We start from the raw sequence: 23,835 nt of genomic DNA on the forward strand, positions 1-23,835 counted from the left end.
GGCCGCCATGCCCGAAAACACCGACCCGCGACTGCTTTCCGGAAACCGTACGTCGCGGCGCCGATTCCTCGGTGGCGGTGCCGCTGCCGCCGCCGCCCTGGCGTTGGGTCCGTCGATCCTGGCCGCGTGCGGTTCCGGAGAAGAATCCAGCGCCCCGTCCACTTCGGCCGAGCCCGACGACGGCGCACCGGCCAGCGGCTTGCTCAGGGTCTCCAACTGGCCGCTGTACATGGCGCCCGGGTTCGTCGAGGCGTTTCAGAAAGCATCCGGCCTGCAGGTCGACTACAAGGAAGACTTCAACGACAACGAGCAGTGGTTCGCCAAGGTCAAGGAGCCGTTGTCGCGCAAACAGGACATCGGTTCCGATCTCGTGGTTCCCACGGAGTTCATGGCCGCACGCATCTTGAACCTGCACTGGCTCAACGAGATCCGTGACTCACGGGTGCCCAACAAGAACAACCTGCGGCCTGATCTGCTGAACTCGAAGATCGATCCGGGTCGCAAGTTCATCGCACCGTTCATGTCGGGCATGGTGGGTCTGGCCTACAACAAAGCTGCCACCGGCCGTCCCATCACCAAGATCGAGGATCTTTGGGACCCGGCGTTCAAGGGGCGGGTGAGCCTGCTGTCTGATCTGCAGGACGGTGTCGGCATGGTGATGCTCGCGCAGGGCAATTCGCCCGAGGACCCCACCACCGATGGGGTCAAGAAGGCCGTCGACACGATCCGGGAGAACAAGGACAGGGGCCAGATCCGCAAGTTCACCGGCAACGATTACGCCGAGGAGCTGGCCGCGGGCAATGTGGTTGTCGCACAGGCGTATTCAGGTGACGCTGTACAGCTCAAGGCGGACAATCCCGATATCGAGTTCATCGTGCCCGAGGCCGGAGGGACCTGGTTCATCGACACCATGGTGATCCCGTACACCACGCAGAACCAGAAGGCCGCCGAGGCGTGGATCGACTACATCTACGATCGGGCCAATTACGCCAAGCTGATCGCCACCACGCAGTTCGTCCCAGTGCTCTCGGACATGACCGACGAACTGGCCAAGATCGATCCCGCGATCGCCGGCAATCAACTGATCAACCCGCCGGCCGCGATGCTGGAGAACCTCAAGTCGTGGGCAGCGCTGACCGACGAGCAGACCCAGGAGTTCAACGAGCTCTATGCCGCAGTGACCGGGGGCTGACCGGGTGGCAGGCGTAGCCATCAGCGGCCGGCGTCGAAGCCGGATCGCTCCGTATCTGATGATCCTGCCGGCATTGGCATACCTGGGTGTCTTCTTCGTGGTGCCGTTCGTCTCGCTGGCGCGGACCTCTCTGTCCACCTCGGGTGGGTCGATCTACCTGCCGACATTGACCTTCGACTGGAATTTCGGGAACTACGCCGACGCGTTCAGTCACTACCAGGATCAGATCGTGCGGTCTTTCGGCTACGCCCTGGCCGCTACCGTGCTGTGTGCGGTGTTGGCCTTTCCGCTGGCCTACGTGATCGCCTTCAAGGCCGGTCGGTACAAGAACCTGATCCTCGGGCTGGTCATCCTGCCGTTCTTCGTCACATTCCTGATCAGGACATTGGCCTGGAAGACCATCCTGGCCGACGACGGATTGGTGGTGAGCGTGCTCGGCTCGATCGGGTTGTTGCCCAGTGAGGGTCGGCTGCTCTCGACGAGCTGGGCGGTGATCGGTGGGCTGACCTACAACTGGATCATCTTCATGATCCTGCCGCTCTACGTCAGCCTGGAGAAGATCGATCCCCGGCTGATCGAGGCGTCCAAGGACCTGTACTCCTCGAATCGCCGGAGTTTCACGAAAGTGATTCTGCCGCTGTCGATGCCGGGTGTCCTGGCGGGAAGCATGCTGGTGTTCATTCCCGCGGTCGGCGACTTCATCAATGCCGATTACCTGGGCAGCACGCAGACCACGATGATCGGCAACGTCATCCAGAAGCAGTTCCTGGTGGTCAAGGACTATCCCGCGGCCGCGGCACTGAGCATGGTCCTGATGGGCATCATCCTGATCGGCGTGCTGCTCTACACCCGGGCGCTGGGAACGGAGGATCTGGTGTGAGGGCCACCGCGATCGATTCCGCGATCAACCCGCCGGAACCCAAGGCCGTCAAGGGATCACCGAAATGGGGTGACCTGGTGCTGCGGCTGGTGGCCGGGTTGGTGTTGTTGTACCTGTTCCTGCCGATCGTCGTGATCGTGCTGTTCTCGTTCAACAATCCCTCGGGCAAGTTCAACTACACCTGGCAGGGTTTCACCCTCGACAACTGGGCGCACCCATTCAAATATCCGGCGTTGACCGAGGCACTGAAGCTGAGCCTGAACGTCGCCGCGGTGTCCACAGCAGTCGCCCTGGTGCTCGGCACCCTGGTGGCCATCGCCCTGGTGCGCCAACGGTTCCGCGGTCAGAAGGCCGTCGACACCTTCCTGGTCCTGCCACTGACCGCGCCCGAGGTGGTCATGGGCGCATCGTTGTTGACGCTGTTCCTGGATCTGGGCTGGGCGACGGGTTACCCCACGATCGTGTTGGCCCACATCGCGTTCCAGGTCAGCTTCATCGCACTGACGGTACGGGCACGGGTCCGTGGCTTCGACTGGACCCTCGAGGATGCCTCGATGGATCTCGGGGCGAGCCCCACCCGGACGTTCTTCAGGGTCACTCTGCCGCTGATCGTTCCGGGAATCGTGGCCGCGGCGATGTTGTCGTTCGCGCTGTCGCTCGACGACTTCATCATCACCTACTTTGTCAGCGGCTCGAGCGTCACGTATCCGCTGTACGTCAACGCGGCGGTCAAGGCCGCCGTCCCGCCTCAGATCAATGTGCTGGCCACGGCGATCCTTGTGGTGAGTTTGGTATTGCTGATGGCCGGAACCCTGTACCGGCGCAAACGTATCGACGCCTGAGCGTCAGCCGACTTCGGCCGGCACCGGCCTGGCACGGGCTCCGGTGCGGGCGGCGCCGATACCGGCAGCCACCACGAGAAAGATGCCGATCACGGCGAGCTCAGCCGGAACCTGCCGCAGTAGGACCAGGCCGACGAGCATGGCGAAGGCGGGTTCGAGGGCCATCAACGTGCCGAACGCGGTGGTGCTCAGGAAGCGCAGCGCGGTCATTTCCAGGGCGAACGGCACGACCGGCAGCAGGATCGCCAGCCCCACCCCGATCAGCAGCAACTGCGGGGTCAGTTTGCCGAAGACCGACGGTCCGACGGTCGCGGTGGCGACCAAGGCAGCGACGGGCATGGACACCGCCAGGCCTTTGATCCCGGCCACTTCATCACCCACCCGTTGGGTCAGCAGGATGTAGCACGCCCAGCACAGTGCGGCGCCCAGCGCGTAGAGCACACCGATCGGGTCGACGTCGCCGGTCCAGGGTTCGGTGAGCAGCACGACGCCCGCCGCCGCCAGCCCCGGCCACACCACCCTGCTTTGGCCCCGGCCGTGCGCCACCGCGACCCCGAGCGGGCCGAGGAATTCCAGCGCGCTGGCGGTGCCGAGCGGTATTCGCGACAGCGCGGCCATGAACAGGATGGTCACCCCGGCGGTCACCACGCCCAACGTGACACAGGTCCAAAAGGCCGATTTGGTGAAGGCCGACGGACGCGGCCGCACGATCACCAAGATCAGGACCGCAGCCCAGGCGAGGCGCAGCCACGCGGCGCCTTCGGCGCCGATGTCGTCGATCAATCCGACCGCAACCGCCAGTCCGATCTGCACGCACAGCATCGACGCCACGGCCATCAGCGCGCCGGTGCGTGCCGGGTGCCGGGCCTCGATCAAGAGTTATTGCCTTTGGGGACAATGATGTTGGCGAGCACCATGCGCAGGAACGGCCGATAGATGGCCTGGTCGTCGAGAAGGCTGTTCAGGGTCACCCCGTCGTTGGCGGCCAGCACGACTCGAGCCAGGTCCATCGCCGGGATTCTGAGGTGCCCACCCAAGCGAGCGACCCCTTTGGAGATGTACTCGGCAAGGGCCCGCACCGTCTCCTCCCGCTGTGCCGCCACGCGGTCGCGCGCCTCCGGATTGCGCAGCAGGAACAGCGTGTACTCCGAACCAAGGGCCGCCCGGTCAGAGCCTTCGGCGGCGACCAGATCGCGCCAGCGGTCGCCGAGTTCGTCGGCGTCGAGATCATCGAGCCGGTGAAATGTCGCGATGACATCGGCGAAGCCGTCGAGAAACTGTTGGCGCTGGCGTTCGACCACCGCCAGGAACATTTCGGCCTTGCTGCCGAAATGGGAATAGATGGCGCCCCGGGTGTAGCCGCCGATCTCGGCGATGTCCTCGAGGGCGGCGCCGTCAAACCCTTTGCGGGCGAACACCTCTTCGGCAGCGTCCAGCAGCACGCTGCGGGTGTGTTCCAAGCGGCGTTGCTTCGTCCAGCGTTCGGCCATGGACCCATCCTGTCAAACCTCAACCCGCGCCGAATATTCACTCTTGTATCGAATATACGCAGATGTATAGTAGTGATGCCAGTCACAAGAGATGACCGGACGACAACGTCAGCCCCTCACAGCCCAGTATTCGAACGAGGAGGTCCGCCCGTGCCGACAGCACGCCCCGGAAGTTGGGTCGACAACGCCACCACCCTGGACGACATCGCCCCCGATGCCTACCGGATGGAGATTCCGACCAGCCGCTACATCGCACCGGAATTCGTTGCCCAGGAACGGGATCACATTTGGAAGAAAGTCTGGCAGGTGGTCGGTCGCGTCGACGAGTTGACCAAGCCCGGTGACTGGAAGCAGTACCAGATCTTCGATCAGTCCTACCTCGTGGTGCGCGGCAAGGACGAGAAGCTTCGCGGATTCGTCAACGCCTGCCGGCATCGGGGCAACATGCTGTGCCGCGACGCCCGCGGAAACGCCAAGCGCGGCTTCCTGTGTCAGTACCACCTCTGGTCGTACGACCTCGACGGGCGGCTCAAGGGTATGTTGCGGGAGGCGTTGGCCGGACCGATCGACAAGGACACCCATGGGCTGATCGAGGTCTCGGTGGACACCTTCGCCGGGTTCATCTTCCTCAACCCAGATCCGTCGGCGCAGCCGCTCGCGGAGTTCATCGGCGAGGAGGTCGCGACCATGCTGGCCCCATACCACCTCGAGGACATGGTGACGGTGATGGACGTGACCGAGGCCATCGACTGTAACTGGAAGGTCGTCCTCGATGCCTTCCAGGAGGGCTACCACATCGACGGCATCCACCCACAGCTGTTGCGGGTGATCAACATCGACCCGGCTACCAGTCGCTACCGATTCTTCGAGCAACACAGCGTGTCGATGGCACCGTTCGACGTCGTCGGCGCCACCCCCGAACAACAGGTCGACGGCATCATGGATCTTCCCGAGACCTTTCCTTCCACCGTCGCGGTACTCCCCCGTTTTCAGGAATTGGTCGCCGAATACCGGAGCGACGATGGGGCACTGAACTTCCCCGACGGCGTCACCGCGCGTACGCTCCTGCAAAAGGCGACGCGAGATACGTTGACAGGCATGGGACTTGACGTCAGTGGGTTGACCGACGCGCAGATGAGCGACAACCACGGTTGGGTCTGGTTCCCCAACTTCTTCATGACCATTCGCGCCGGCGAGGCCACCATCATCATGTCCCTTCCCCACCCGGACGGCGACCCCAACCGCTGCATCTGGCATGTCGCGAGCTACATGTGGCGACCGGACGAGATGAAAGCCGCCTTCACCGCCGAACCGGTCGTGGTGGACGAGGCCGGCAGCTACAAGTATTTCGAAGCGCTGCAACAGGATTACGAGCAGATGCCCCGTCAGCAGGTCGGGCTGCGCAACACCGCGCTGGACCATCTGGCACTGGTGAAGGAGGAAGTGGTCATCGCCCACTTCCACTCAGTGGTCGACAGGTATCTCGACGCGGCCGCGGTCTCGTCCTGAGGCGGCCGCCCCGGTCCAGGAAGCAATCGAGACGAAAGGGACTTGCGCATGAAACCTGTCAGCGAGGTCGTCGACGACTATGCGGGCCGTTGCCGTGCGGTCATCCAATACGCCGTCACCACCAAACAACTCGTGGATGCCGCCAAGCAGCCTGGCTTCACCGTGGCGGGCTGGGCGCCGCTGGCGGCGTTGGTGGCAGTCGACGACTTTGTGCGGGTCGGCAATTTCAAAGAGGTGATGAACTGGGAGCAATACCTTGATTTCATGACCACCTGGGCGGCGGCCTCCCAGTGGGACGGTTTGTTCAAGCGGGTCAGCGAGGTCGATGGTGTGGTGTTCCTCGAGCTCGAAGAACGCACGAGGATGGGCGATTTCGAGACAGTCGTCAATTCGGTGTCGGTGTACGAGTTCACTGCCGACGACAAGATCCGACATATCGACGTCTATCTGCAGATGGCGTTGCCCGGCGCCGACATGCCGACTGTCTACGAGGGTGTCGAACTGTCGCAGTGATGTCGTGCAGCGCCGACCATCACCACGCCGTCAGGTCTGGTCCACGAACTCGACGAGGACGTCGGTCACTGCCGCTATCGCCGTCCTGGCGATCACCTCGTAGCCGTGCGTGCTCAGGGTGGGAAGGCAGAGTAGTCCGGCCTGCGGGGACAACCCGGACGCCTTGGTGTGCGACGCGTCGGACTCGAAGGCGCCCAGCACGGCGGCCTGCGGCGAGTAGCCGAGTTTACGGGTGATGTCGCACAGACGGTCGGCGATGGACTTGTCATAGACGCACATGGCGTCGCTGTAGGCCACGATCGGCCCGCCGGTCACCGTGGTGCGGTATTCGGCTTCGGTCGGGCCCACCTCCACCGCCAGCGTCAGATCACCCGGCAGGGTCCGGCAGGCGTGTGCGGCGCCCACACCGCCGATCTCCTCATTGGTGGTGAACACCAGGTAGAGGTCGCCGAGCGGTCGGCGACCGGTCTCCTTGAGCCGTCGCGCGACCATCAGCAGGGCCAGCACGGCGGCTCGATCGTCCATGAAGTAACAACCGACATAGTCACCCAGCTCGATGAGCGTGCGCTTGGTGCGGTCGATGCAGACGCGGGTGCCCGGCCCGATACCGGCGTCGGCCAACCGCTCGTTGTCCACGCCGGTGAACAGGTACACGTCCGGCCAGTCGAGCGCCTTGTCGCCCTGGTCGGGCTTGGTCTGCCAAACCTGTGGGGTCTCCTGGGTGGTGTGTTCGGAACCCAAAGCCAGTATGCCGGTCAGGGTTTCGTGGTCGCCGAGGATCGTGACCGGTCCCAGACCGAAGTTGGCCGGGTACATGGTGCCCAGCGGGGTGAGCCGCAGCGTGCCACCCGGCTCGATCCGCTTGATCAGCATGGAAAGCTCGTCGAGGTGGGCGAGGATCCGGATGGCCGGCGCGTCGGGGTCCGTCCCGCCGATCTTGGCGATCAGATTCCCCGCGGCGTCGGTCCAGAGTTCGTCGGCGTGAGGGCGTAGTTCGCGATGGCACACCTCACGAACCGCGTCCTCCTGGCCGCACGGTCCGTACGCCCATAACAATTCCTGCAGTAGCTCAGGGTCGAACCCGTCATCTGTGGCGGCCACGGGTGCTGGATTACCGCCGAGGTCCGCCGCGAAACCTGGACTGCGGTGTGCGCGACGTTACTTCGGGGCGGTCCGGTCCGGGAACGGGTCGTTGGAAAAGTCGATCTGTGCCGCCGGATTACTGATGGCCGTGATCAGGCCGGTACCGAACGCGCCGGCACTGTCGTACAGCGTGGAAGCACCCACGGCGATGCCGTTCGTCGCCCAGTGCGAATCGGCCTGTACACCGATCCACTCCTCTCGGGGCAACCGGGACAGCGCGACCGTCAGGTCGCCGTTGATATAGCCGACGCCCGCGGTGCCGAGATTGGTGACCAGGCTCGTGCCCTCGGCTGCCATCGCCGCCCGCACGAACGGCGAGTTGGACTGGCCCGCGACGACGGTGATCGTGCGGTTCATGAACCGCTTACGGGAATCGTTTTGGTGGTCGGCGATGGCGCGACTCCAGCCGCCCGCATCACTGCCGATGTACGTCGCCCGACCCTCGTCGAGGGCGGCTGGTGGTTCGAAAATTGTTGGCGCGATCCACTCTTCGCCGCGCGGCGGTTCGCTCTCGCGGTACTGCACCAAGGTTGCGCGGGCCACGGTCACGCCGTCTTGCACCAACTCGCATTCAGAGTTGCGCACGCGACGGCCCTCGCGGATCAGGGCCACCTTCGTCGTGGTCGGCACGCCGCGGGCGGCCTTGAACAGGTCGACGGTCAACCGAGCGGGAAGGAACCCGGGCAGACCGAACGCCGATTCCAGCGCGCGGGCGGCCAGGCCGACCAGGGCCGGGCCGTTGAGGTGATCCTCGCCCCAGTGGCTCTGCGCAAAGCGGGTCGGCTGGAATCTGTCCTGCTCGGACTGCAGGAAATGGGCGACAACCTCGGTCATCGGCGAATCGTCGCATATGGGGTGAGTAAATCGGTCGGCGGGCTCACGAACCGCTGCGGCGGCGTACTCAGGTTCTGGTCGATGTTTGCGCCGACGGCCTGGGGGAACTACTACCCCATGTTGATCAGACGAATCGCCCGCCCTATGTTGTCTGCCACCTTCATCGCCCGCGGCGTCGACACGTTGCGCGACCCGACCGACGCCACCGAGTCCGCGCGCGGCACCATCAGCACACTCAGCGCGATGCCTGGTCCGGTGGGCTCCGGGATGCCGACCAATGCCGCGACCGTCGCACGGGTCAATGCGGCAGTTCAAGTGGCCGGCGGAGTGCTGTTGGCTCTCGGCCGGGCGCCTCGACTCACCGCCGCCGCCCTGGCTGTCACGATGATTCCCGGAAGCCTTGGCTCGCAGGCCTTTTTGAACGAGAGCGATCCGCAGCGCGCGGCGAGCAAACGCCGCGAGTTCCTCACCGATGTGAGCCTGCTGGGCGGTCTGATCATCGCCGCGGCCGACACTGCCGGTAAACCGTCGTTGGGATGGCGCGGACGTCGTGCCGCACGTCAGGTCTCGGCCAGTGTCGCTGCCGCGGTGCCCGGTTTGGCGGCGGGTACCAGCCTGCACAACAACGGCATCACCGACAGCGCGTTCGCCGAGAAGATCGGACACGGCCTGGCTGTCGGTGCGGAACGCGGCCGCGAGTTGGCGGACACCGCCATCGAACGGGCGAGCGACTTGGCCTCCGACTGGGCTCAGGCGGCGCGGGAGCATGGCCCCGAGATGGCGGATGCAGCGCGCGAACGGGCCAGCGAGTTCGCCCACGTGGCCCGCGAACGCGGCCCCGAAATCGCCGACGCGGCGCGTGAACGCTCCGCTGAACTGGCTGACCGGGCCAAAAAACAACTCGACCAGCGACGCGGTCGGTAGCTTTGATGCATGACCACGGGTGATCATCAACCGCAACAGTTCGGACAACAGGGGTACCCGCCGCCGTACGGCGGGGCGTACCCGTCGGCCTATGGCACCGCGGCGCCGGGTGGGTTGGCACGGCGGTTTTTCGCCCGCGTGATCGACGGCATCGTCGTGGCGATCGTGGCGTTCTTCCTGTCGTTCATCACCGACTCGCTGTCGAGTTATTGGGTGACCGGTCTGTTCACCGGGTTGTTGATGTTCGTCTACTTCGTCGGGTTGGAGGTCGCCTCCGGTGCCACACCCGGCAAGAAGCTGCTGGGCCTGGCGGTGCGGGGACCGGCAACTCCCAAACCCACGCTCAAAGAGTCGGCGATCCGCAACGCCTTCACGCTGCTGCCAATCATCCCGATCGTCGGCGGATTCCTTGGTGTCATCGCGATGATCGTGATCGCGGTGACGATCAGCGCGAGCTCGACCAAGCAAGGGAAGCACGATGAACTCGCGGGCGGCACGCAGGTGATCCGAAGCTGAAAACCGTTGCGGGAGGCGCCTGCTCAGCCGGCGCCTCCCTGGCGGCGGGCGGGCTCAGATCACCAGGCCCAGCAACAGCACGAATATCAGGCCTGATACCGACAGCGCGGTCTCCATCAGCGACCAGGACTTGATGGTCTGGCCGACGGTCATGCCGAAGTACTCTTTCACCAGCCAGAACCCGGCGTCGTTGACGTGAGATAAGAACAACGAGCCGGCTCCCACCGCGAGCACCACCAGCGACACCTCGCCGGTGCTCAAGCCTTCGACGAGGCCCAGCATCAGCGACGACGCGGTGATGGTGGCGACCGTGGCCGACCCGGTGGCCAAGCGGATGAGAACCGCCAGCACCCAGGCCAACAACACCACCGACAGATTGGCGCCCTTGGCCCATTCGGCGAGCAGGGTGCCGATCCCGGTATCGACCAGAACCTGTTTGAACCCGCCGCCGGCCGCCACGATCAGGATGATGCCGGCCACCGGCGGCAACGAGGACTCGACACATTTCACGATCTGTTCGCGCGACATCTTGGCCCCCAGACCGAGCGTGAACATCCCCACCACCACGGCGATCAGCAACGCCATCACCGGCCGCCCGACGATGTCGAAGGTCTGACGTACCAGGTGTGACTCGTCGACGAAGATGTCGACGAGCGCTTTGCCCATCATCAGCGCGACCGGCAGCAGCACGCTGAACATGGTGACCGCGAAGCTCGGCCGGACCTTCGTGGTGGTCTCGCTGGCACCTGCGTTGGTGGTCTCGCCGGCACCCGCGCTGGTGGTCTCGGCACTGTCGAAACGATCCGGCACAGCGAGGACCACCCACCGCCCGGCCAACTTGCCGAACAGCGGCCCCGCCACCACGATGGTCGGTATCGCCACGAGCACCCCGAACGCCAGCGTGACGCCCAGGTCGGCGTGGAGCAATGCGACCGCCGCGACCGGTCCGGGGTGCGGTGGCACGAAACCGTGCATGGCCGACAGTCCTGCCAGCGCCGGGATGCCGACGGTGATCAACGACAGTTGTGATCGGCGGGCCACCAGATAGATCACCGGCATCAGCAGGACGAGACCGATCTCGAAGAACATGGGCAGGCCGATGATCGCGCCCACCAATGCCATTGCCCACGGCAGCATCCGCGGTGAGGCGTGCCCGACGATCGTGTCCACGATCTCGTCGGCACCACCGGAATCGGCCAGGAGTTTGGCGAACATCGCCCCGAGTGCGATGAGGATCCCGACGCTGGCGGCGGTGGACCCGAATCCGCCGGAAAACGAGTCGAGTACGTCGCCGATTCCCTCCCCCGCCACCAGGCCCACGGTCAGTGCGCCGAAGATCAGGGCCAGAAACGGGTGCAGCTTGGCGATCGTGATGAGCACGACGATCAGCGCGATGCCGGCGAGGGCGGCCAGGATCAGTTGGGCGCCGCCGGCCACGGGCTCGATGATTTCGGTGCCGGCCGCGAGAAGGCGGGTCGTCGCGGTCATCGGTTGTCCTGTTCTGTTGTCTCGGTGCCGGATTGGGCCACGTATTCCTCGACGATGGCGTCGATGCTCTGGTCGACGTCGATGGCGGTGCCGGCCTCGTCGGGACCGAGGGGTTCCAGCGTCGCGAACTGGGAATCCAGCAGGCTGGCCGGCATGAAATGCCCGGGCCGGCTGGCCTGGCGCCGGCGAATCACTTCCGGCGATCCACTCAGGTGCAGGAACACGACGTCCGGGCAGTGCCGTCGGAGTTGGTCTCGGTATGCGCGTTTGAGGGCCGAGCAGCTCATCACGCCGCCGTCGGCATGTGCGGCGAGCCAGCCGCCGATCGCCTCCAGCCAGGGGTGGCGATCCGCGTCGTCCAGGGCGTGACCCGCGGACATCTTGGCGATGTTGGCGGCAGGGTGGAAGTCGTCGGCGTCGGCGAACGGGACCCGCATCCGCTGTGCCAGTGCAGCGCCGACTGTCGATTTACCCGATCCGGATACGCCCATGACCACGACCGGTGAACCCATAGAACCGCCCTCGCAACGTGTGTCTGCCGTCACACAGTGTGGACCAAAAATCATACGTTTGCAACGGTATGCCGAATAAATCTGTTTTTAACCCCCGCGGAGGTCGGTATGACACGATCTAACCGTGTCATCGGCCTCAACCGCCGGCGCTCTACACGCCAACCTGCTGACCGCGCTCGGGACTGCGATCGTCTCCGGCGAACTGGCGGCTGAGCAGGTACTGACCCTGGACCGGCTCAGCGCCGAGTACACGGTGTCCCGCAGCGTCGCCCGCGAGGTCATCCGGGTGCTGGAATCGATGGGCATGGTGGAATCACGGCGCCGGGTCGGGATCACCGTCCAACCCTCCGTGAGATGGAATGTCTTCGACCCCAGGCTCATTCGGTGGCGTCTGGACTCCGGTGACCGCGCCGCCCAGCTTGCATCGCTGTCTGAACTGCGGCGCGGGTTCGAACCCGCCGCCGCCGCACTCGCTGCCCGCCGGGCGAACCCCGATCAATGTCGCGTGGTGGCCGCCGCGGTGTCGGACATGGTGGTGCACGGCCGATCCGGTGACCTGTACGCCTACCTCGCCGCCGACAAGCTTTTCCACCGCACCCTGCTCGAAGCCAGCGGCAACGAGATGTTCCGCGCCCTCGACGATGTCGTGGCCGAAGTCCTGGCCGGGCGCACCCTGCACGGGCTGATGCCCGTCTCACCCAACCCGGCTGCGATCGAGCTGCACGACGAGGTGGCCCGGGCCATCCGGTTGCGCGACGAGGACGCTGCCGAGCGGGCCATGCGGGCCATCATCGACGAGGCGGTCACCGCGGTGCTCGACACCGACAACCGCGGTGCTTAACTAACGGCATGGGTCGCTCTCCCGCATTGGCACGTCGCTTCTTCGACCGGCTGGAGCCGGTTCATGCCGTCACCTATTTCGCGCCGGAGGCGCGGGCGGCGCTCGACGCCGTGGGCTATCGCGGTTTCTGGATGGGTTACTTCGCCGCCCGCTCGGCGCCGCTCGGCGTCGTGCCTGCCGACGTGGTCGCCGCGGTGTTCTACAACTTCACCACCGAACGCGTCGCCAAAGCTCTGCCGGCAGCCTGGGAGACGGCCAGCCCGGCCACGATGCTGAAGGTCCGAGCCGACGCGGCCGTCGCTGCACTGCGCCGGGTCGGCGTGACCGATTCCGACGCCGTCCGGACGGCCGCAGAGCTGACCGCGAAAGCCGCGCGCACCGCGCCGATGGACGGTCGACCGCTCTACGCCGCCAACCGGGCGCTGCCGTGGCCGGAAGAGCCGATCGCCAAACTCTGGCATGCGGTCACGTTGTTACGTGAGCAACGCGGTGACGGCCACGTCGCGGTATTGGTCGGTGAGGGCATCAGCGGCCGCGAATGCAACGTGCTGCACGCGGCGGCCGGGCGGGTGCCCCGCGAAATGATCATGCGCAGCCGCGATTACGACGACGAGCAGTGGGCGGGGTACGTCGAGCAATTGCGCTCCCGTGGCTGGCTGGATGAGCAGGGCGCCCTCACCGACACCGGGCGAGAGGTCAAGCAGGCCATCGAGGACCGCACCGATGCGCTGGCGCTGGGCGCACTGGATGCATTGACCGACGACGAGGTCACCACCCTGTTCAAGGTGCTGACGCCGATCACCCGGCAGGTGGTGGCCGCCGGGGACGTTCCGGCCGCGACCCCCATGGGGTTGAGTCGCGATGATCTCGACGACGAGAGTGCCCGGCTGGGCTAGCCGCTCAGCGCGGGGCGTACATGATCAGCCCGACGCCGGCGAGAGCCACGAGCGCGCCGGTCACATCCCAGCGGTCGGGCCGAAAACCGTCGGCCGCCATGCCCCACAACAGCGACCCGGCGATGAACACCCCGCCGTAGGCGGCCAGCACCCGGCCGAAGTGGGCGTCGGGCTGGAAGGCCGCGACAAAACCGTAGGCCCCCAACGCGATCACCCCGGCACCGATCCACAGCCAGCCGCGATTTTCCCGCACGCCCTGCCACACCAGCCACGCGCCGCCGATCTCCAGCACCGCGGCCAGAACGAACAACGCGATCGATTTGGCGACCATGTCAGGCGACGCCGAGGTAGGCCGCGCGAATACTGTCATCTGCCAGCAGATCCCGGGCAACGCCGGTGCGGGTGATGCTGCCGGTCTCCAGAATGTAGGCCCGGTCCGAGCGGCTCAACGCTTGTTGGGCATTCTGCTCGACCAACAGCACCGTGGTGCCCTCGGTGTTGATCTGGGAGATGATCTGGAAGATCTGCGAGATCACCATCGGCGCCAGGCCCATCGAGGGTTCGTCGAGCAGCAGCACCCGTGGGCGGGCCATCAGCGCCCGGCCGATCGCCAGCATCTGCTGTTCCCCACCGGAGAGGGTGCCGCCCACCTGCGAGCGTCGTTCGGCCAGCCTGGGGAAGGTGGTGAAGACCCAGTCCAGGCGCTCGAGGTGTTCGTGGCGGGACGGGAATTTGCGGCCGTAGCAACCCATTTCCAGGTTTTCCACCACGGTCATACCGGGAAACACGCCTCGGCCCTCGGGTGCCTGGATCAGCCCGTCGATGACCCGCTGATGCGCCTTGACCTTCGTGATGTCGCGGCCTTCGAACCACACCGAGCCCGAGGTGAGCGGACGCAGACCGGAGATCGCCCGCATCATGGTGGTCTTTCCGGCACCGTTGGACCCCAGCAGCGTGACCAATTCACCCTCGCGCACCGTGAGCGAAACCCCGTGCAACGCTTTGATCCTGCCGTAGTGCACCACCGCGTCGCGCACCTCGAGCAGCACCGGGCGGGTGGACTCAGCCGAGTTGGTCATCGGGCACCCCCAGATAGGCGGCGATGACCTTCGGGTCCTCGCGGATTTCAGGTGGTAGTCCGTCGGCGATCTTGCGACCGAACTCGAGCACCACGATGCGGTCGGTCACCCCCATCACCAGACGCATGTCGTGCTCGATCAGCAGTACGGTGTAGCCGTCGTCGCGGATCTTGCGGATCAAGTCGATCAGCGAGGCCTTCTCGGCCGGATTGAATCCCGCGGCCGGCTCGTCCAGGCACAACAGTTTGGGTTCGGTGGCCAGGGCGCGGGCGATCTCCAGGCGGCGCTGGTCCCCGTAGGAGAGATTCTTGGCCTTCTCCTCGCCGCGGTGTGCGATCCCGACGAAATGGAGTAGGGCAGCCGATCTCTCGATCGCCGAGCGTTCCTCGCGACGGTGCCGCGGTGAGCGCACCAGGGCGCCCGGCACCGAGGTCTTGTGCCGCGCATCGGTTCCCACCATGACGTTCTCCAGCGCGGTCATCTCACCGAAGAGCCGGATGTTCTGGAACGTGCGCGCGATCCCGCGACGGGTGATCTGGTGGCGTTTGATCCGGCCCAGCGGCGCACCGTCGAACAACACTGAACCCGAACTGGGCCGGTACACCCCGGTGATCGCGTTGAAGCAGGTGGTCTTGCCTGCCCCGTTGGGCCCGATCAGGCCGAGGATCTCGCCGCGGCGGATGTCGAAGCTGACCGAATCCAGCGCCACCAGGCCACCGAACTTCACGGTGAGTTCCTGGGTCGCCAGCAGGATTTCACCTTCGGCGGCCTGGATCTCCCGATGCACGCCGGCCAGCTCCTCGACGCTTTCCGGCACGCCGGGCATGGGTTCGCTCATCCCACCGGCTCCTTGTCGGTGTTGCTGCGCAACAACTGTCGAGCCGATTTACCGTAGGCCAACAGCTGCTGGCGCACCGGGAACAGTCCCTGGGGACGGAAGATCATCAACACCACCAGTGCCAAACCGAAGAACAGATACTTCAGGTCGCCCAGGTTGATCCCGAGGAATTCCACCCCGAGCAGCCGGTTGGGCAGATAGACGACGACGAACGCGCCGAAGATGACGCCGAGCTTGTTGCCTTGGCCGCCGAGCACCACCGCGCACAGGAACAACATCGAGTTGATGATGTTGAACGTCGGCGGTGCGACGTACTGGACCTGCCCGGCGTACAGCGCACCGGACAGGCCGCCGATCGCGGCGCCGATCACGAAGGCCCACAGCTTGAATCGGAACGCGTTGACGCCCATCACCTCGGCGGCATCTTCGTCCTCCCGGATCGCCACCCACGCCCGGCCGACCCGGCTGCGTTCCAGGTTGCCGACCAGAAGCAGGATGCCGACCATCAGGATCAGGCCCAGCCAGAACCACCAGGTGCCGTAATTCGCGTCGCCGGCGGAGTTGCCGCTGGAGAACACGCCGCTGGGCAGCTTCTCGCTCTCCCCCACGCGCGGATAGGCGATCTGGTTGAGCCCGCGCGAACCGTTGGTGACGTCGGACAGATTGTCGGCGAGCAGCCGGATGATCTCGCCGAAGCCGAGGGTGACGATGGCCAGATAATCGCCGCGCAGCCGCAGCGTGGGGGTGCCCAAGATGAGGCCGGCCAGTGCGGTGACGGCCATGGCCAGCGGCACACATGACAGCCAGGCCCAATCCTGGCTGAAGAAACCGTTGGGCCCCAGCTTGTTCCACGGACTGTCCGGACTCGTCAGCAAGGCGACGGTGTAGGCGCCGACCGCATAGAAGCCGACATAGCCCAGATCGAGCAGACCGGCCTGCCCAACCACGACGTTGAGGCCGATCGCGATGATGGCGACCATCGCGAACTGCGCCATGGTGCCGCCGAAACTGATGCCGGTGGTGTCGAGGAAGCTGGGGGTGAACAGGGGCAACAGGCCGAGCAGGGTGAAACCCACCAGCCCGACAATCCATTTGGCCGTCCGCGGCAGGGTGGACCACGAGTCGCGGATGGCGTCGCCCGGTGCCAGCAGCGTCTTGCTCACCGCGCCGGCAGACGTCGAATCGTGTTGCTCGCTCATACCCGCGCCTTCCCGAGGCTCTCACCGAGTATGCCGGTCGGTCGGAACAGCAGGACCAGTACGAGCAGAACGAACGCCACGACGTCACGCCACTGGGTTCCGAACACCGCCTGGCCGTAGTTCTCCATGATGCCCAGCAGCAGACCACCGAGCAGGGCTCCGCGCAGGTTGCCGATGCCACCGAGCACCGCGGCCGAGAACGCCTTGATGCCGAGCAGGAAGCCGCCCGAGTAGATGATGCCCTGCGGCACCTTCAGGGTGTACAGCAGCGCGGCCGCACCGGCGAGCAGACCGCCGATCAGAAACGTCCGCAGGATGATGCGTTCCCGGGAGACGCCCATCAACGTCGCGGTGGTCGGGTCCTGCGCCACCGCACGGATGCCCCGGCCGAACCTGGTCCGGTTGATCGCGATGTCGGTCAGCAGTGCAAGCACCAGGGCAGCGCCGACGATCACCAGCGTCACATTCGACACCGTGGCGCCGAATAACGTGAACTGGGTCTTCGGTTGTACCAGGACGATCGGTTGTTGAGCGTTACTCCCGCCGTAGCCTTTCATGAGCTTCGGTAGGACGAAGTGCACGAACTCCTGCAGGACGAACGACATACCGATGGCGGTGATGAGGAACGTCAACGCCCGGGCGTTGCGTTTTCGCAGCGGGCGGTAAGCGATGAGTTCCAGACCGACGGCCGCTGATCCGGAGACCAGCATCGCGAACAGCAAGGCGATGCCCAGGTAGAGCACCGTCAGGCCGACGCCCTTGTTATAGGCGTTGCCGCTCGCGGTGAAGCCGAGGATGACGTCCAGACAGAAATATGCGCCGAACATGCCCAGCATGAAGATCTCGGAGTGCGCGAAGTTGATCAGCCGGAGCACCCCGAACACGAGGGTGTAACCCACCGCCACCAGTGCGTAGATCGCGCCCCACGACAGGCCGTCGATCGTCAACTGCCAGAAGCCTTCTCGCAGACCGTCCAGGTTGAAACTGATGTTCGCGGCCAGGCAGGCGGACTGCTCGACGCACTGGTGGATCATCCGGTGGCGGCTCCTGACTGCGTGGGTGGGGAACGAAACGCGTCCGAGTCCTACGGCGGTCTCGGACGCGTTTCGTGCGGCGACTACTGGACTTCGTACATCCAGATCAAGGTGGTGGTCAGCTCACCTTTGTCGTTCCACTGGTACTTGCGGGCCACGCCCTGTCCTTCGTACTTGCGGACGAAGTCCAGCAGCGCCGGCCGGGTGATGGCGCCCGAGTCGATGCCCTTGAGCAAGATGGTGCCCAGGTCGTAGCCCTCGGTGCTGTAGGTGCCGGGAGCCTGCCCGAACTTCTTGGTGTACTCCTCGGCGAACGTCCCGGTGGCCGGACCGCACGGGCAGGACAGCAACGCGCCCTTCGACGATTCACCGGCCTGGTTGACGAACTGCTGGTCCTTGGTGCCGTCGGCGCTGACGAACGTCGCCGTCACTCCACCATCTCTGAGCTGCTGCACGAACGGTGCGGCCTCGGAGTAGTACCCGCTGTAGAACACCGAATCCGGCGCGGCGTTCTTGATCTGGGTGACGGCGGCCGAGAACTCCTTGTCGCCCTTCTTCACCGAGATGTTGCACGACGAATCAGCAACGGGACCAAGGGTTTCACGCACCACCTGGGCCAGCCCGAGGCCGTAGTCGGTGCTGTCGTCGACCACGCACACCTTCTTGTTGCCAAGCGTGTTCTTGAGGTAGTTGGCCACCGAGGGTCCCTGCACACCGTCGTTGGCCAGGCCGCGGAAGAAGGTCCGCCACCCGTTTTCGCTCAACGTGACGTTGGTGGCCGACGCGCTGGTGGCGACCAGCCCGGCCTGGTTGAACACATCGCCGGTGGCCTTGGTCTCCCCGGAGAACGCCGGGCCGACCACGCCGATGATGAACGCCTCGTCGACGATCTGCGGTGCCACACCGGTGGCCTTCTGCGGATCGCCCTCGGTGTCAAAACCCTTCAGCTGTACCTGGCAGCCGGCGTTGGCGGCATTGTGTTTGTCGATCGCCAGCTGCACACCGTTCTTGATGTTGATGCCCAGGGCGGCGTCCGGACCGTTGAGCGCACCCATCATGGCGATCATCACCGGCGGGCAGGTGGCCTTCCCGTCACCGGCGGGATCGGCGGGCGTGACGCCCTCGGCGGCCTTGACCTCGGCACCGTTCTCGTCGATCTGTACCTTCTCGACGATCTTGAGATCGGTCTGGGATGCCTCGCCCCCGGGAGCGGACTGGTTGCAGCCGGCGATCGCCAGCGCAATCATCCCCGCACCTCCGAGAGCAAGTGCCTTCCGTGCCACGCCACCGCGCACGCTTCACCTCCGGGTCAGAGTTGTCAGCGGCACCGGCGCGGACCGCGTGACGGTCGGGCGCCGGAGCTCCGGGTAGAACATAGCCAACCACCGGCCCGAGTGCGCGCTGTTGGGTGAATGCTCGTTCGGCGTGTACAGGCTGAACGCGGATTATGGGGCCCGTCAGAAACCCACAATTAACAACAGGGGCCGCCCTCAGTTCTCCTGGGCGGGTGCTTCCTCGGAGTCTTCAAGCGTTTCCAACACCACTTCGGCGACCCGTTTCATGGTGGTCCGGCGGTCCATCGCGGCCCGCTGTATCCACTTGAACGCCTCCGGCTCGGTCATCTGGTGCTTGCTCTGGAGCAACCCCTTGGCCCGCTCGACCAGTTTGCGGGTCTCCAGCCGCTCCCCCAGCGTCGCCACCTCGTTTTCCAGGGCAGCGATCTCGCTGAACCGGCTCACGGCCACCTCGATGGCCGGAACAAGGTCGGTGATGCTGAAGGGCTTGACCAGATAGGCCATCGCCCCGGCGTCGCGCGCCCGCTCTACCAGCTCCCGCTGGCTGAAGGCGGTGAGGATCACGATCGGGGCGATGCGCTTGCTGGCGATCTCGGCGGCGGCGTCGATACCGTCGCGGCGCGGCATCTTGACGTCCATGATCACCAGGTCGGGCCGCAACGCCTCGGCGAGGTCGACGGCCTCCTGGCCGTCGCCGGCCTCCCCGACCACCTCGTACCCCTCTTCGCGCAGCATTTCGGCAAGGTCGAGGCGGATGAGTGCTTCGTCCTCGGCCACGAGCACGCGGCGGGGCCTGTCAGCGTCTGCGGGTGAGCCGGTCATGGAAAACATTGTGTCGTGACAGCCTCGGTTCGGCGAGCGCGGGGGCATCCTCTATGGTGGTAGGCCGCAGTACCGATCGGGACGCCCTCGTATCCCAACTGGCAGAGGAAACGGATTCAAAACCCGTACAGTGTGAGTTCGAATCTCACCGAGGGCACCACAGGCACCTACCGTGGATCGTGATGAGCGACCTTGACGAGCCATCGACTGATGGCACCGCTGCCCATGACCGTCGACTCCCGCGTGGGGTCCGGATCGCGGACGTCACCGCCTGTGTGTTGCTGTTTTTGATCCAGGCCGGCTTGGCCGTGGTCGCGTTGATGAGCTTCATGGTGTTTCCGATGAGCATCGACAACTGCGCGTACGTGGCATGCGGTGATGAGAAGTGGATCCCGTACGCGATGTGGACAGCAGTGGGCTCGGTTGCACCGGCAGCATTGAGCTTCTGTGTCAGCTTTGTACAGTTGGGCCGCAACCGGATTGGGTTTTGGTGGGCGCTGATCGGTGTTCTGGCCCAAGGCGGCATCCTCGGAGCGGCCTGGCATCTGGCAGCGCTGGCCGGGCCACTCACGTAGAAGTCGTCGAAGAGTGGCCGTCAATCGTGCCCCGGCTGCCGGTGGGCGGCGGTAATTTGAGGCGTGCGCTCTGCCGCCGAGCGCTGCCAGGAGGATCGTTGAAAGCCGTTGCGAGAGTGTTGGCGTTGGGGTTCGTCGAACTGGTGGTGTTCGGCGTGGTGTTGTTCGCCCTCGCCGGAACCCTGGACTTCTGGCAGGCCTGGATTTTCCTCGCGGTGTTTGCCCTTTCGACCTGGATTCCCGCCATCTTCCTGCAGCGTGGCGATCCGGCCGCGCACGAACGGCGTAAACGCGCGGGGCCGGTGGCCGAAACCCGAATGGTGCAAAAGGTTCTCATCGCCGGCTGGTACGCATCGCTGGCGGCGATGGTGATCGTGAGCGGGCTCGACCATCGCTTCCACTGGTCGACGGTGCCCGCGGCGATCTGCGTGGCCGGCGATGTTCTGGTGGTGCTGGGGCTGGGTGTGACGAGCCTGGTGGTGATCCAGAACAGCTTCGCGGCCTCGACTGTTCAGGTGGAGTCAGAACAAAAGCTGGTCTCCACCGGTCTGTACGGGCTGGTGCGCCATCCCATGTACACCGGAAACCTGTTGACGATTGTGGGATTCCCCCTCGCGCTCGGCTCCTACTGGGGTCTGGTGCCGGTGGTGTCCGGCCTGATCGCCCTCATCGTCCGGATTCGCGACGAAGAGAAACTGCTCGTCGCGGAGCTGGACGGGTACCGCGAGTACACCGAGAAAGCGCGCTATCGCCTGGTGCCGTACATGTGGTGAGCGCCGGCCCCCTGGCACGACGTGTCAACGGGCCGGGGTGTTGGTGGTGTGCTGCGCCAGGCTGCGCACCGACGGTTCGGCGAACAGCGTCAGCATCGTCAATTCGACGTCGAGGGCAGCGTTGATCGCGGCGATGGCACGCATCGCCGACAGCGAATCGCCGCCCAGATCGAAAAATGACTCCTCGACCCCGACCCGGTCCAGCCCAAGCACATCGGCATAGATGCCGGACAAGATCTGCTCGATCAAGCTCGCCGGCGGGCAATAAGGACAATCGACTTCGTCGAGGGCGGGCGCCGGCACCGCGGGTGCTGCCGGCCTGACAGGAGTCTGGGCCCACCGATTGGATTGTGTGGGTTCGGTTTCCAGCACTCCCAGCGACAGCAGGCGACGCCCGGGGTGGGTCGTCATGGCCACCAGCACCTGTGTGAACCGTTCGATCAACGCATCGATACAGTTCGCGTCGAACACATCGGTGTCATATTGCACGCGGAGTTCCAATTCACGGCCCGGGCCGGCCTGCACTGCGATCGGATAATGGTAGAAATCGCGGCTGTTGAAACCGGTGATGGCCAACCCCTCGGCATCCCGCGGCGTGCCGGTGTCGGTCGGATAGTTCTCGTACACGAAGACCGTGTCGAACAGCCTGTCCTGGCCGGTGATGCGATGAATATCGCTGAGCGCCACGTGTTGATGCTCGAGGGTGTCGTTGTGGGCACTCTGCAGCTGGTCCAACAGGTCGGCTGTCGTCGTCGCCGGCGTGATGGTCGCCCGCACCGGCACCGTGTTGATCAACAGCCCCAACATCGACTCCGCGCCCTCCACCTCAGGTGAGCGCCCCGACACCACGGTGCCGAACGCAACATCGTGCTGACCGCTCAGGGAACTCAACAACAACGCCCACGCGCCCTGCAGCACGATGTTGACGGTCGTGTGCTGTGCGCGCGCCAGTTTGGTGAGGGCGCGGGTGGTCTTGGCCGGTACCCGGAACGAATTGACGCTGCGGTTTCCCAGCCGCAACTTCTGCGGCGGGCCGAGGAGGATCGGGGTCTCGAATCCGGCCAGTACCTCGCGCCATGCCGCATGGGCGGCGTCGTGATCCCGGTCAGCCAGCCAGGTCATGTAACTGCGGTACGACGACGCCGCAGGCAGCCGAATCCCGTGGTACCCGGCGAAGATCTCTTGCATCAGCAATGGCATCGACCAGCCGTCGAGCACGATGTGGTGATTGGTCAGGACGAACCGATGCTCGTGATCGGAGTGGCGGATGAGGGCTGCCCGGAAGGCAGACTCGTTCTCCAGGTCGCATACCGCAGCGCGTTCGGCCGAGCAGATCCGCCGGATCCGCTCGTCGACTTCGATGTCGGCATCTCCATCGTCGGCGGTCAGATCGACATACCGCCACGGCGCCACCGGTTCGGCGGGGATCACCTGAACCGGCTGCTCGAATTGCGGACGGAACCGCGCTGCCAGATGTGGATGCCGGGTGACGACAGCCTGCACGGCCTCGCGGAGCCGGTGCACGTCCAGCGGGCCGTTCAATGCCAAGTCCAGCTGCACCGCGTACACGTCGTCGCCGGAGCACTTCGCGATGCCGGCGTGGTAGAGCAGCCCCTGTTGCAAAGGGGTGAGCGGCAGGATGTCGGCGACGGGATGATCGTTGTGCAACCCGTCGATCTGCTGCTGGCTCAACGTGACCGGGGCAATATCTGACGGAGTCAGTCCTCCCCCGCCCCGCCGGACATGGGCACACATGCCGGCCAGAGCGTCGAACCACAACCGGCTGATCCGGGTGACCGCAGTGCGGTCCAAGGCCGAGGTCGCCCACGTCCAGGTGGCGTTGAGGTGCGGCCCGGTGTCGGTGTCGACGGTGACCGCGTTGAGCTCCACAGAGTGGGCAAGCGGCATGGACATCTCAGCAGCTGCGCCGGTCGCCGACAGATTTCCCTGGCTGAAACGCCACACGTCTCCCGAGGTAAACGCCGCGGGCGAACCCAGCCGGCCGAGATAGTTGAACCCGATGACCGGGTCGCCTCCGGCAAGGTCCACGTCGGGGTTGAGGTAGCGCAGCAGTCCGTAGGTGAGGCCGTCGGGTTGGTTGCGGAGTTGTTCTTTGGCGTCTTTGATGACGGTGCCGAGGGCGGGGTCGCCGGCGATGACTTGTGTCCAGCGCAGGCCGCCTGGTGTCAGGGCGACGGGGTATTTGGCGGTGAACCAGCCGATCGTGCGTGACAGGTCGACGTCACGTCCGCGGTCCCCGGCCAGCTCCGCGATTTCCTCTTGCCGCCCATGGCTTTCCACGTCGACGGCAATGGGAGCATCGCCGGTTCCGAGGTACTGGGCCCAAGACAGGGCGAATGCGATCAGCAGGATCTCGTGGACTCCGCAGTGGAACGCCGTGGGCACCTCACCGAGCAGCATGTGGGTGGTCTCGGCATCGAGGAAATCCGACAGGTATCCGGCCGTGGCAAAGGTGTCTTCGGCTTTCGGCGTCGGCAACGCGGGCGGAATTGTGACCATTCGTTGCCACGCTGCTGCCTGACCGACCACGTCGGGGTGGCGTGCGCTCTGGTGGAGGAGTTCGGCCCAGCGGGGGAAGGAGGTGGTGGTGGGTGGGAGTTGGATGGGTTGGTCGGCGTG

General features: G+C 65.2%; 25 protein-coding genes and 1 tRNA gene. 12 read left to right on the plus strand and 14 right to left on the minus strand.

Going from position 1 to position 23,835, the window contains the following annotated elements:
* Nucleotides 1-7 precede the first annotated feature (7 nt).
* The 3 genes from A5740_RS21570 to A5740_RS21580 are packed head-to-tail and all read left to right on the plus strand — an operon-like array spanning nt 8 to nt 2,914.
* A complete protein-coding gene (locus A5740_RS21570) occupies nt 8-1,192 on the plus strand; it encodes a spermidine/putrescine ABC transporter substrate-binding protein (RefSeq protein ID WP_076197418.1) in 1,185 nt (394 codons plus the stop codon).
* A 4-nt stretch (nt 1,193-1,196) separates the two neighbouring features.
* On the plus strand, nt 1,197-2,072 hold the full coding sequence (locus tag A5740_RS21575; protein WP_076197419.1) for an ABC transporter permease: 876 nt from the start codon (nt 1,197-1,199) through the stop codon (nt 2,070-2,072).
* A complete protein-coding gene (locus A5740_RS21580; RefSeq protein ID WP_076197420.1) occupies nt 2,069-2,914 on the plus strand; it encodes an ABC transporter permease in 846 nt (281 codons plus the stop codon). Before A5740_RS21575 ends, A5740_RS21580 begins: the two co-directional genes overlap by 4 nt.
* A gap of 3 nt (nt 2,915-2,917) precedes the next feature.
* Here the strand turns inward: A5740_RS21580 and A5740_RS21585 are convergent, their stop codons facing one another.
* Complete coding sequence (locus tag A5740_RS21585; RefSeq protein ID WP_076197457.1) at nt 2,918-3,751, minus strand: DMT family transporter; 834 nt, start codon at nt 3,749-3,751, stop codon at nt 2,918-2,920.
* Nucleotides 3,752-3,786: 35 nt separating this feature from the next.
* A complete protein-coding gene (locus A5740_RS21590) occupies nt 3,787-4,404 on the minus strand; it encodes a TetR/AcrR family transcriptional regulator (protein ID WP_076197421.1) in 618 nt (205 codons plus the stop codon).
* Nucleotides 4,405-4,554: 150 nt separating this feature from the next.
* Here A5740_RS21590 and A5740_RS21595 point away from each other — a divergent pair, with 150 nt between their 5' ends.
* Both A5740_RS21595 and A5740_RS21600 read left to right on the plus strand, forming a co-directional pair.
* Complete coding sequence (locus A5740_RS21595; protein WP_076197422.1) at nt 4,555-5,913, plus strand: SRPBCC family protein; 1,359 nt, start codon at nt 4,555-4,557, stop codon at nt 5,911-5,913.
* A gap of 48 nt (nt 5,914-5,961) precedes the next feature.
* The gene (locus A5740_RS21600) at nt 5,962-6,426 is read left to right on the plus strand and encodes a hypothetical protein (protein ID WP_076197423.1); all 465 of its coding nucleotides are present in this window, start codon (nt 5,962-5,964) and stop codon (nt 6,424-6,426) included.
* Nucleotides 6,427-6,456: 30 nt separating this feature from the next.
* Here A5740_RS21600 and A5740_RS21605 read toward each other — a convergent pair whose 3' ends face one another.
* Together A5740_RS21605 and A5740_RS21610 are read right to left on the minus strand one after the other, a co-directional pair.
* A complete protein-coding gene (locus A5740_RS21605) occupies nt 6,457-7,527 on the minus strand; it encodes a M42 family metallopeptidase (protein WP_076197424.1) in 1,071 nt (356 codons plus the stop codon).
* A 57-nt stretch (nt 7,528-7,584) separates the two neighbouring features.
* Complete coding sequence (locus A5740_RS21610) at nt 7,585-8,403, minus strand: acyl-CoA thioesterase domain-containing protein (RefSeq protein ID WP_076197425.1); 819 nt, start codon at nt 8,401-8,403, stop codon at nt 7,585-7,587.
* A 144-nt stretch (nt 8,404-8,547) separates the two neighbouring features.
* Here A5740_RS21610 and A5740_RS21615 point away from each other — a divergent pair, with 144 nt between their 5' ends.
* Nucleotides 8,548-9,327, plus strand: coding sequence for a DoxX family protein (locus tag A5740_RS21615; protein WP_139335283.1), 780 nt, complete (start codon nt 8,548-8,550; stop codon nt 9,325-9,327).
* Nucleotides 9,328-9,336: 9 nt separating this feature from the next.
* Nucleotides 9,337-9,843: an RDD family protein gene (locus A5740_RS21620; protein WP_076197427.1), complete on the plus strand. Its 507-nt coding sequence runs from the start codon at nt 9,337-9,339 to the stop codon at nt 9,841-9,843.
* A 54-nt stretch (nt 9,844-9,897) separates the two neighbouring features.
* Here the strand turns inward: A5740_RS21620 and A5740_RS21625 are convergent, their stop codons facing one another.
* Entirely contained in the window at nt 9,898-11,331 is a 1,434-nt protein-coding gene (locus A5740_RS21625; RefSeq protein WP_076197429.1) for a gluconate:H+ symporter, read from the minus strand.
* Nucleotides 11,328-11,843, minus strand: a complete 516-nt coding sequence (locus A5740_RS21630) for a gluconokinase (protein ID WP_076197431.1) — start codon at nt 11,841-11,843, stop codon at nt 11,328-11,330. Before A5740_RS21630 ends, A5740_RS21625 begins: the two co-directional genes overlap by 4 nt.
* A gap of 124 nt (nt 11,844-11,967) precedes the next feature.
* Here A5740_RS21630 and A5740_RS21635 point away from each other — a divergent pair, with 124 nt between their 5' ends.
* The gene (locus tag A5740_RS21635; protein WP_076197433.1) at nt 11,968-12,684 is read left to right on the plus strand and encodes a FadR/GntR family transcriptional regulator; all 717 of its coding nucleotides are present in this window, start codon (nt 11,968-11,970) and stop codon (nt 12,682-12,684) included.
* An 8-nt stretch (nt 12,685-12,692) separates the two neighbouring features.
* Nucleotides 12,693-13,580, plus strand: a complete 888-nt coding sequence (locus tag A5740_RS21640; protein ID WP_076197435.1) for a hypothetical protein — start codon at nt 12,693-12,695, stop codon at nt 13,578-13,580.
* Nucleotides 13,581-13,584: 4 nt separating this feature from the next.
* Here A5740_RS21640 and A5740_RS21645 read toward each other — a convergent pair whose 3' ends face one another.
* The 7 genes from A5740_RS21645 to A5740_RS21675 all read right to left on the minus strand — a co-directional run bounded on the left by A5740_RS21645 (nt 13,585) and on the right by A5740_RS21675 (nt 19,847).
* Nucleotides 13,585-13,911, minus strand: coding sequence for a YnfA family protein (locus A5740_RS21645; RefSeq protein ID WP_076197437.1), 327 nt, complete (start codon nt 13,909-13,911; stop codon nt 13,585-13,587).
* 1 nt (nt 13,912) lies between these two features.
* Entirely contained in the window at nt 13,913-14,659 is a 747-nt protein-coding gene (locus A5740_RS21650; RefSeq protein WP_076197439.1) for an ABC transporter ATP-binding protein, read from the minus strand.
* The gene (locus A5740_RS21655; protein WP_076197440.1) at nt 14,643-15,497 is read right to left on the minus strand and encodes an ABC transporter ATP-binding protein; all 855 of its coding nucleotides are present in this window, start codon (nt 15,495-15,497) and stop codon (nt 14,643-14,645) included. Before A5740_RS21655 ends, A5740_RS21650 begins: the two co-directional genes overlap by 17 nt.
* Nucleotides 15,494-16,696: a branched-chain amino acid ABC transporter permease gene (locus tag A5740_RS21660; protein WP_076197441.1), complete on the minus strand. Its 1,203-nt coding sequence runs from the start codon at nt 16,694-16,696 to the stop codon at nt 15,494-15,496. Before A5740_RS21660 ends, A5740_RS21655 begins: the two co-directional genes overlap by 4 nt.
* Nucleotides 16,693-17,730, minus strand: a complete 1,038-nt coding sequence (locus tag A5740_RS21665) for a branched-chain amino acid ABC transporter permease (RefSeq protein ID WP_076197443.1) — start codon at nt 17,728-17,730, stop codon at nt 16,693-16,695. Before A5740_RS21665 ends, A5740_RS21660 begins: the two co-directional genes overlap by 4 nt.
* A gap of 83 nt (nt 17,731-17,813) precedes the next feature.
* A complete protein-coding gene (locus A5740_RS21670; protein ID WP_076197445.1) occupies nt 17,814-19,025 on the minus strand; it encodes a branched-chain amino acid ABC transporter substrate-binding protein in 1,212 nt (403 codons plus the stop codon).
* Between the two features lie 195 nt (nt 19,026-19,220).
* Nucleotides 19,221-19,847 carry an ANTAR domain-containing response regulator gene (locus A5740_RS21675; protein WP_076197447.1) on the minus strand — a complete coding sequence of 209 codons (627 nt, stop codon included), beginning with the start codon at nt 19,845-19,847 and terminating at the stop codon, nt 19,221-19,223.
* 83 nt (nt 19,848-19,930) lie between these two features.
* On the opposite strand from A5740_RS21675, the gene A5740_RS21680 reads away from it, so the two are divergent.
* The 3 genes from A5740_RS21680 (at nt 19,931) to A5740_RS21690 (ending at nt 21,195) form a co-directional block, all read left to right on the plus strand.
* A tRNA-Leu gene (locus A5740_RS21680) sits at nt 19,931-20,007 on the plus strand.
* A gap of 22 nt (nt 20,008-20,029) precedes the next feature.
* Nucleotides 20,030-20,422: a hypothetical protein gene (locus A5740_RS21685; RefSeq protein ID WP_076197449.1), complete on the plus strand. Its 393-nt coding sequence runs from the start codon at nt 20,030-20,032 to the stop codon at nt 20,420-20,422.
* Nucleotides 20,423-20,520: 98 nt separating this feature from the next.
* A complete protein-coding gene (locus A5740_RS21690) occupies nt 20,521-21,195 on the plus strand; it encodes an isoprenylcysteine carboxylmethyltransferase family protein (protein ID WP_076197451.1) in 675 nt (224 codons plus the stop codon).
* 24 nt (nt 21,196-21,219) lie between these two features.
* Here A5740_RS21690 and A5740_RS21695 read toward each other — a convergent pair.
* Nucleotides 21,220-23,835, minus strand: a 2,616-nt coding sequence (locus tag A5740_RS21695; RefSeq protein ID WP_076197459.1) for a condensation domain-containing protein, incomplete at its 5' end; no start/stop codon positions are given.

This window comes from Mycobacterium sp. GA-1841 (assembly GCF_001954135.1).
Lineage (GTDB): Bacteria > Actinomycetota > Actinomycetes > Mycobacteriales > Mycobacteriaceae > Mycobacterium.

Coding starts and splice junctions, on each gene's coding strand:
- A5740_RS21570 (WP_076197418.1), top strand. CDS start 8: ATGCCCGAAAACACCGACCCGCGACTGCTTTCCGGAAACCGTACGTCG.
- A5740_RS21655 (WP_076197440.1), bottom strand. CDS start 15,497: ATGAGCGAACCCATGCCCGGCGTGCCGGAAAGCGTCGAGGAGCTGGCC.
- A5740_RS21685 (WP_076197449.1), top strand. CDS start 20,030: ATGAGCGACCTTGACGAGCCATCGACTGATGGCACCGCTGCCCATGAC.
- A5740_RS21630 (WP_076197431.1), bottom strand. CDS start 11,843: ATGGGTTCACCGGTCGTGGTCATGGGCGTATCCGGATCGGGTAAATCG.
- A5740_RS21665 (WP_076197443.1), bottom strand. CDS start 17,730: ATGATCCACCAGTGCGTCGAGCAGTCCGCCTGCCTGGCCGCGAACATC.
- A5740_RS21610 (WP_076197425.1), bottom strand. CDS start 8,403: ATGACCGAGGTTGTCGCCCATTTCCTGCAGTCCGAGCAGGACAGATTC.
- A5740_RS21600 (WP_076197423.1), top strand. CDS start 5,962: ATGAAACCTGTCAGCGAGGTCGTCGACGACTATGCGGGCCGTTGCCGT.
- A5740_RS21640 (WP_076197435.1), top strand. CDS start 12,693: ATGGGTCGCTCTCCCGCATTGGCACGTCGCTTCTTCGACCGGCTGGAG.
- A5740_RS21590 (WP_076197421.1), bottom strand. CDS start 4,404: ATGGCCGAACGCTGGACGAAGCAACGCCGCTTGGAACACACCCGCAGC.
- A5740_RS21645 (WP_076197437.1), bottom strand. CDS start 13,911: ATGGTCGCCAAATCGATCGCGTTGTTCGTTCTGGCCGCGGTGCTGGAG.
- A5740_RS21675 (WP_076197447.1), bottom strand. CDS start 19,847: ATGACCGGCTCACCCGCAGACGCTGACAGGCCCCGCCGCGTGCTCGTG.
- A5740_RS21620 (WP_076197427.1), top strand. CDS start 9,337: ATGACCACGGGTGATCATCAACCGCAACAGTTCGGACAACAGGGGTAC.
- A5740_RS21615 (WP_139335283.1), top strand. CDS start 8,548: ATGTTGTCTGCCACCTTCATCGCCCGCGGCGTCGACACGTTGCGCGAC.
- A5740_RS21660 (WP_076197441.1), bottom strand. CDS start 16,696: ATGAGCGAGCAACACGATTCGACGTCTGCCGGCGCGGTGAGCAAGACG.
- A5740_RS21585 (WP_076197457.1), bottom strand. CDS start 3,751: ATGGCCGTGGCGTCGATGCTGTGCGTGCAGATCGGACTGGCGGTTGCG.
- A5740_RS21650 (WP_076197439.1), bottom strand. CDS start 14,659: ATGACCAACTCGGCTGAGTCCACCCGCCCGGTGCTGCTCGAGGTGCGC.
- A5740_RS21625 (WP_076197429.1), bottom strand. CDS start 11,331: ATGACCGCGACGACCCGCCTTCTCGCGGCCGGCACCGAAATCATCGAG.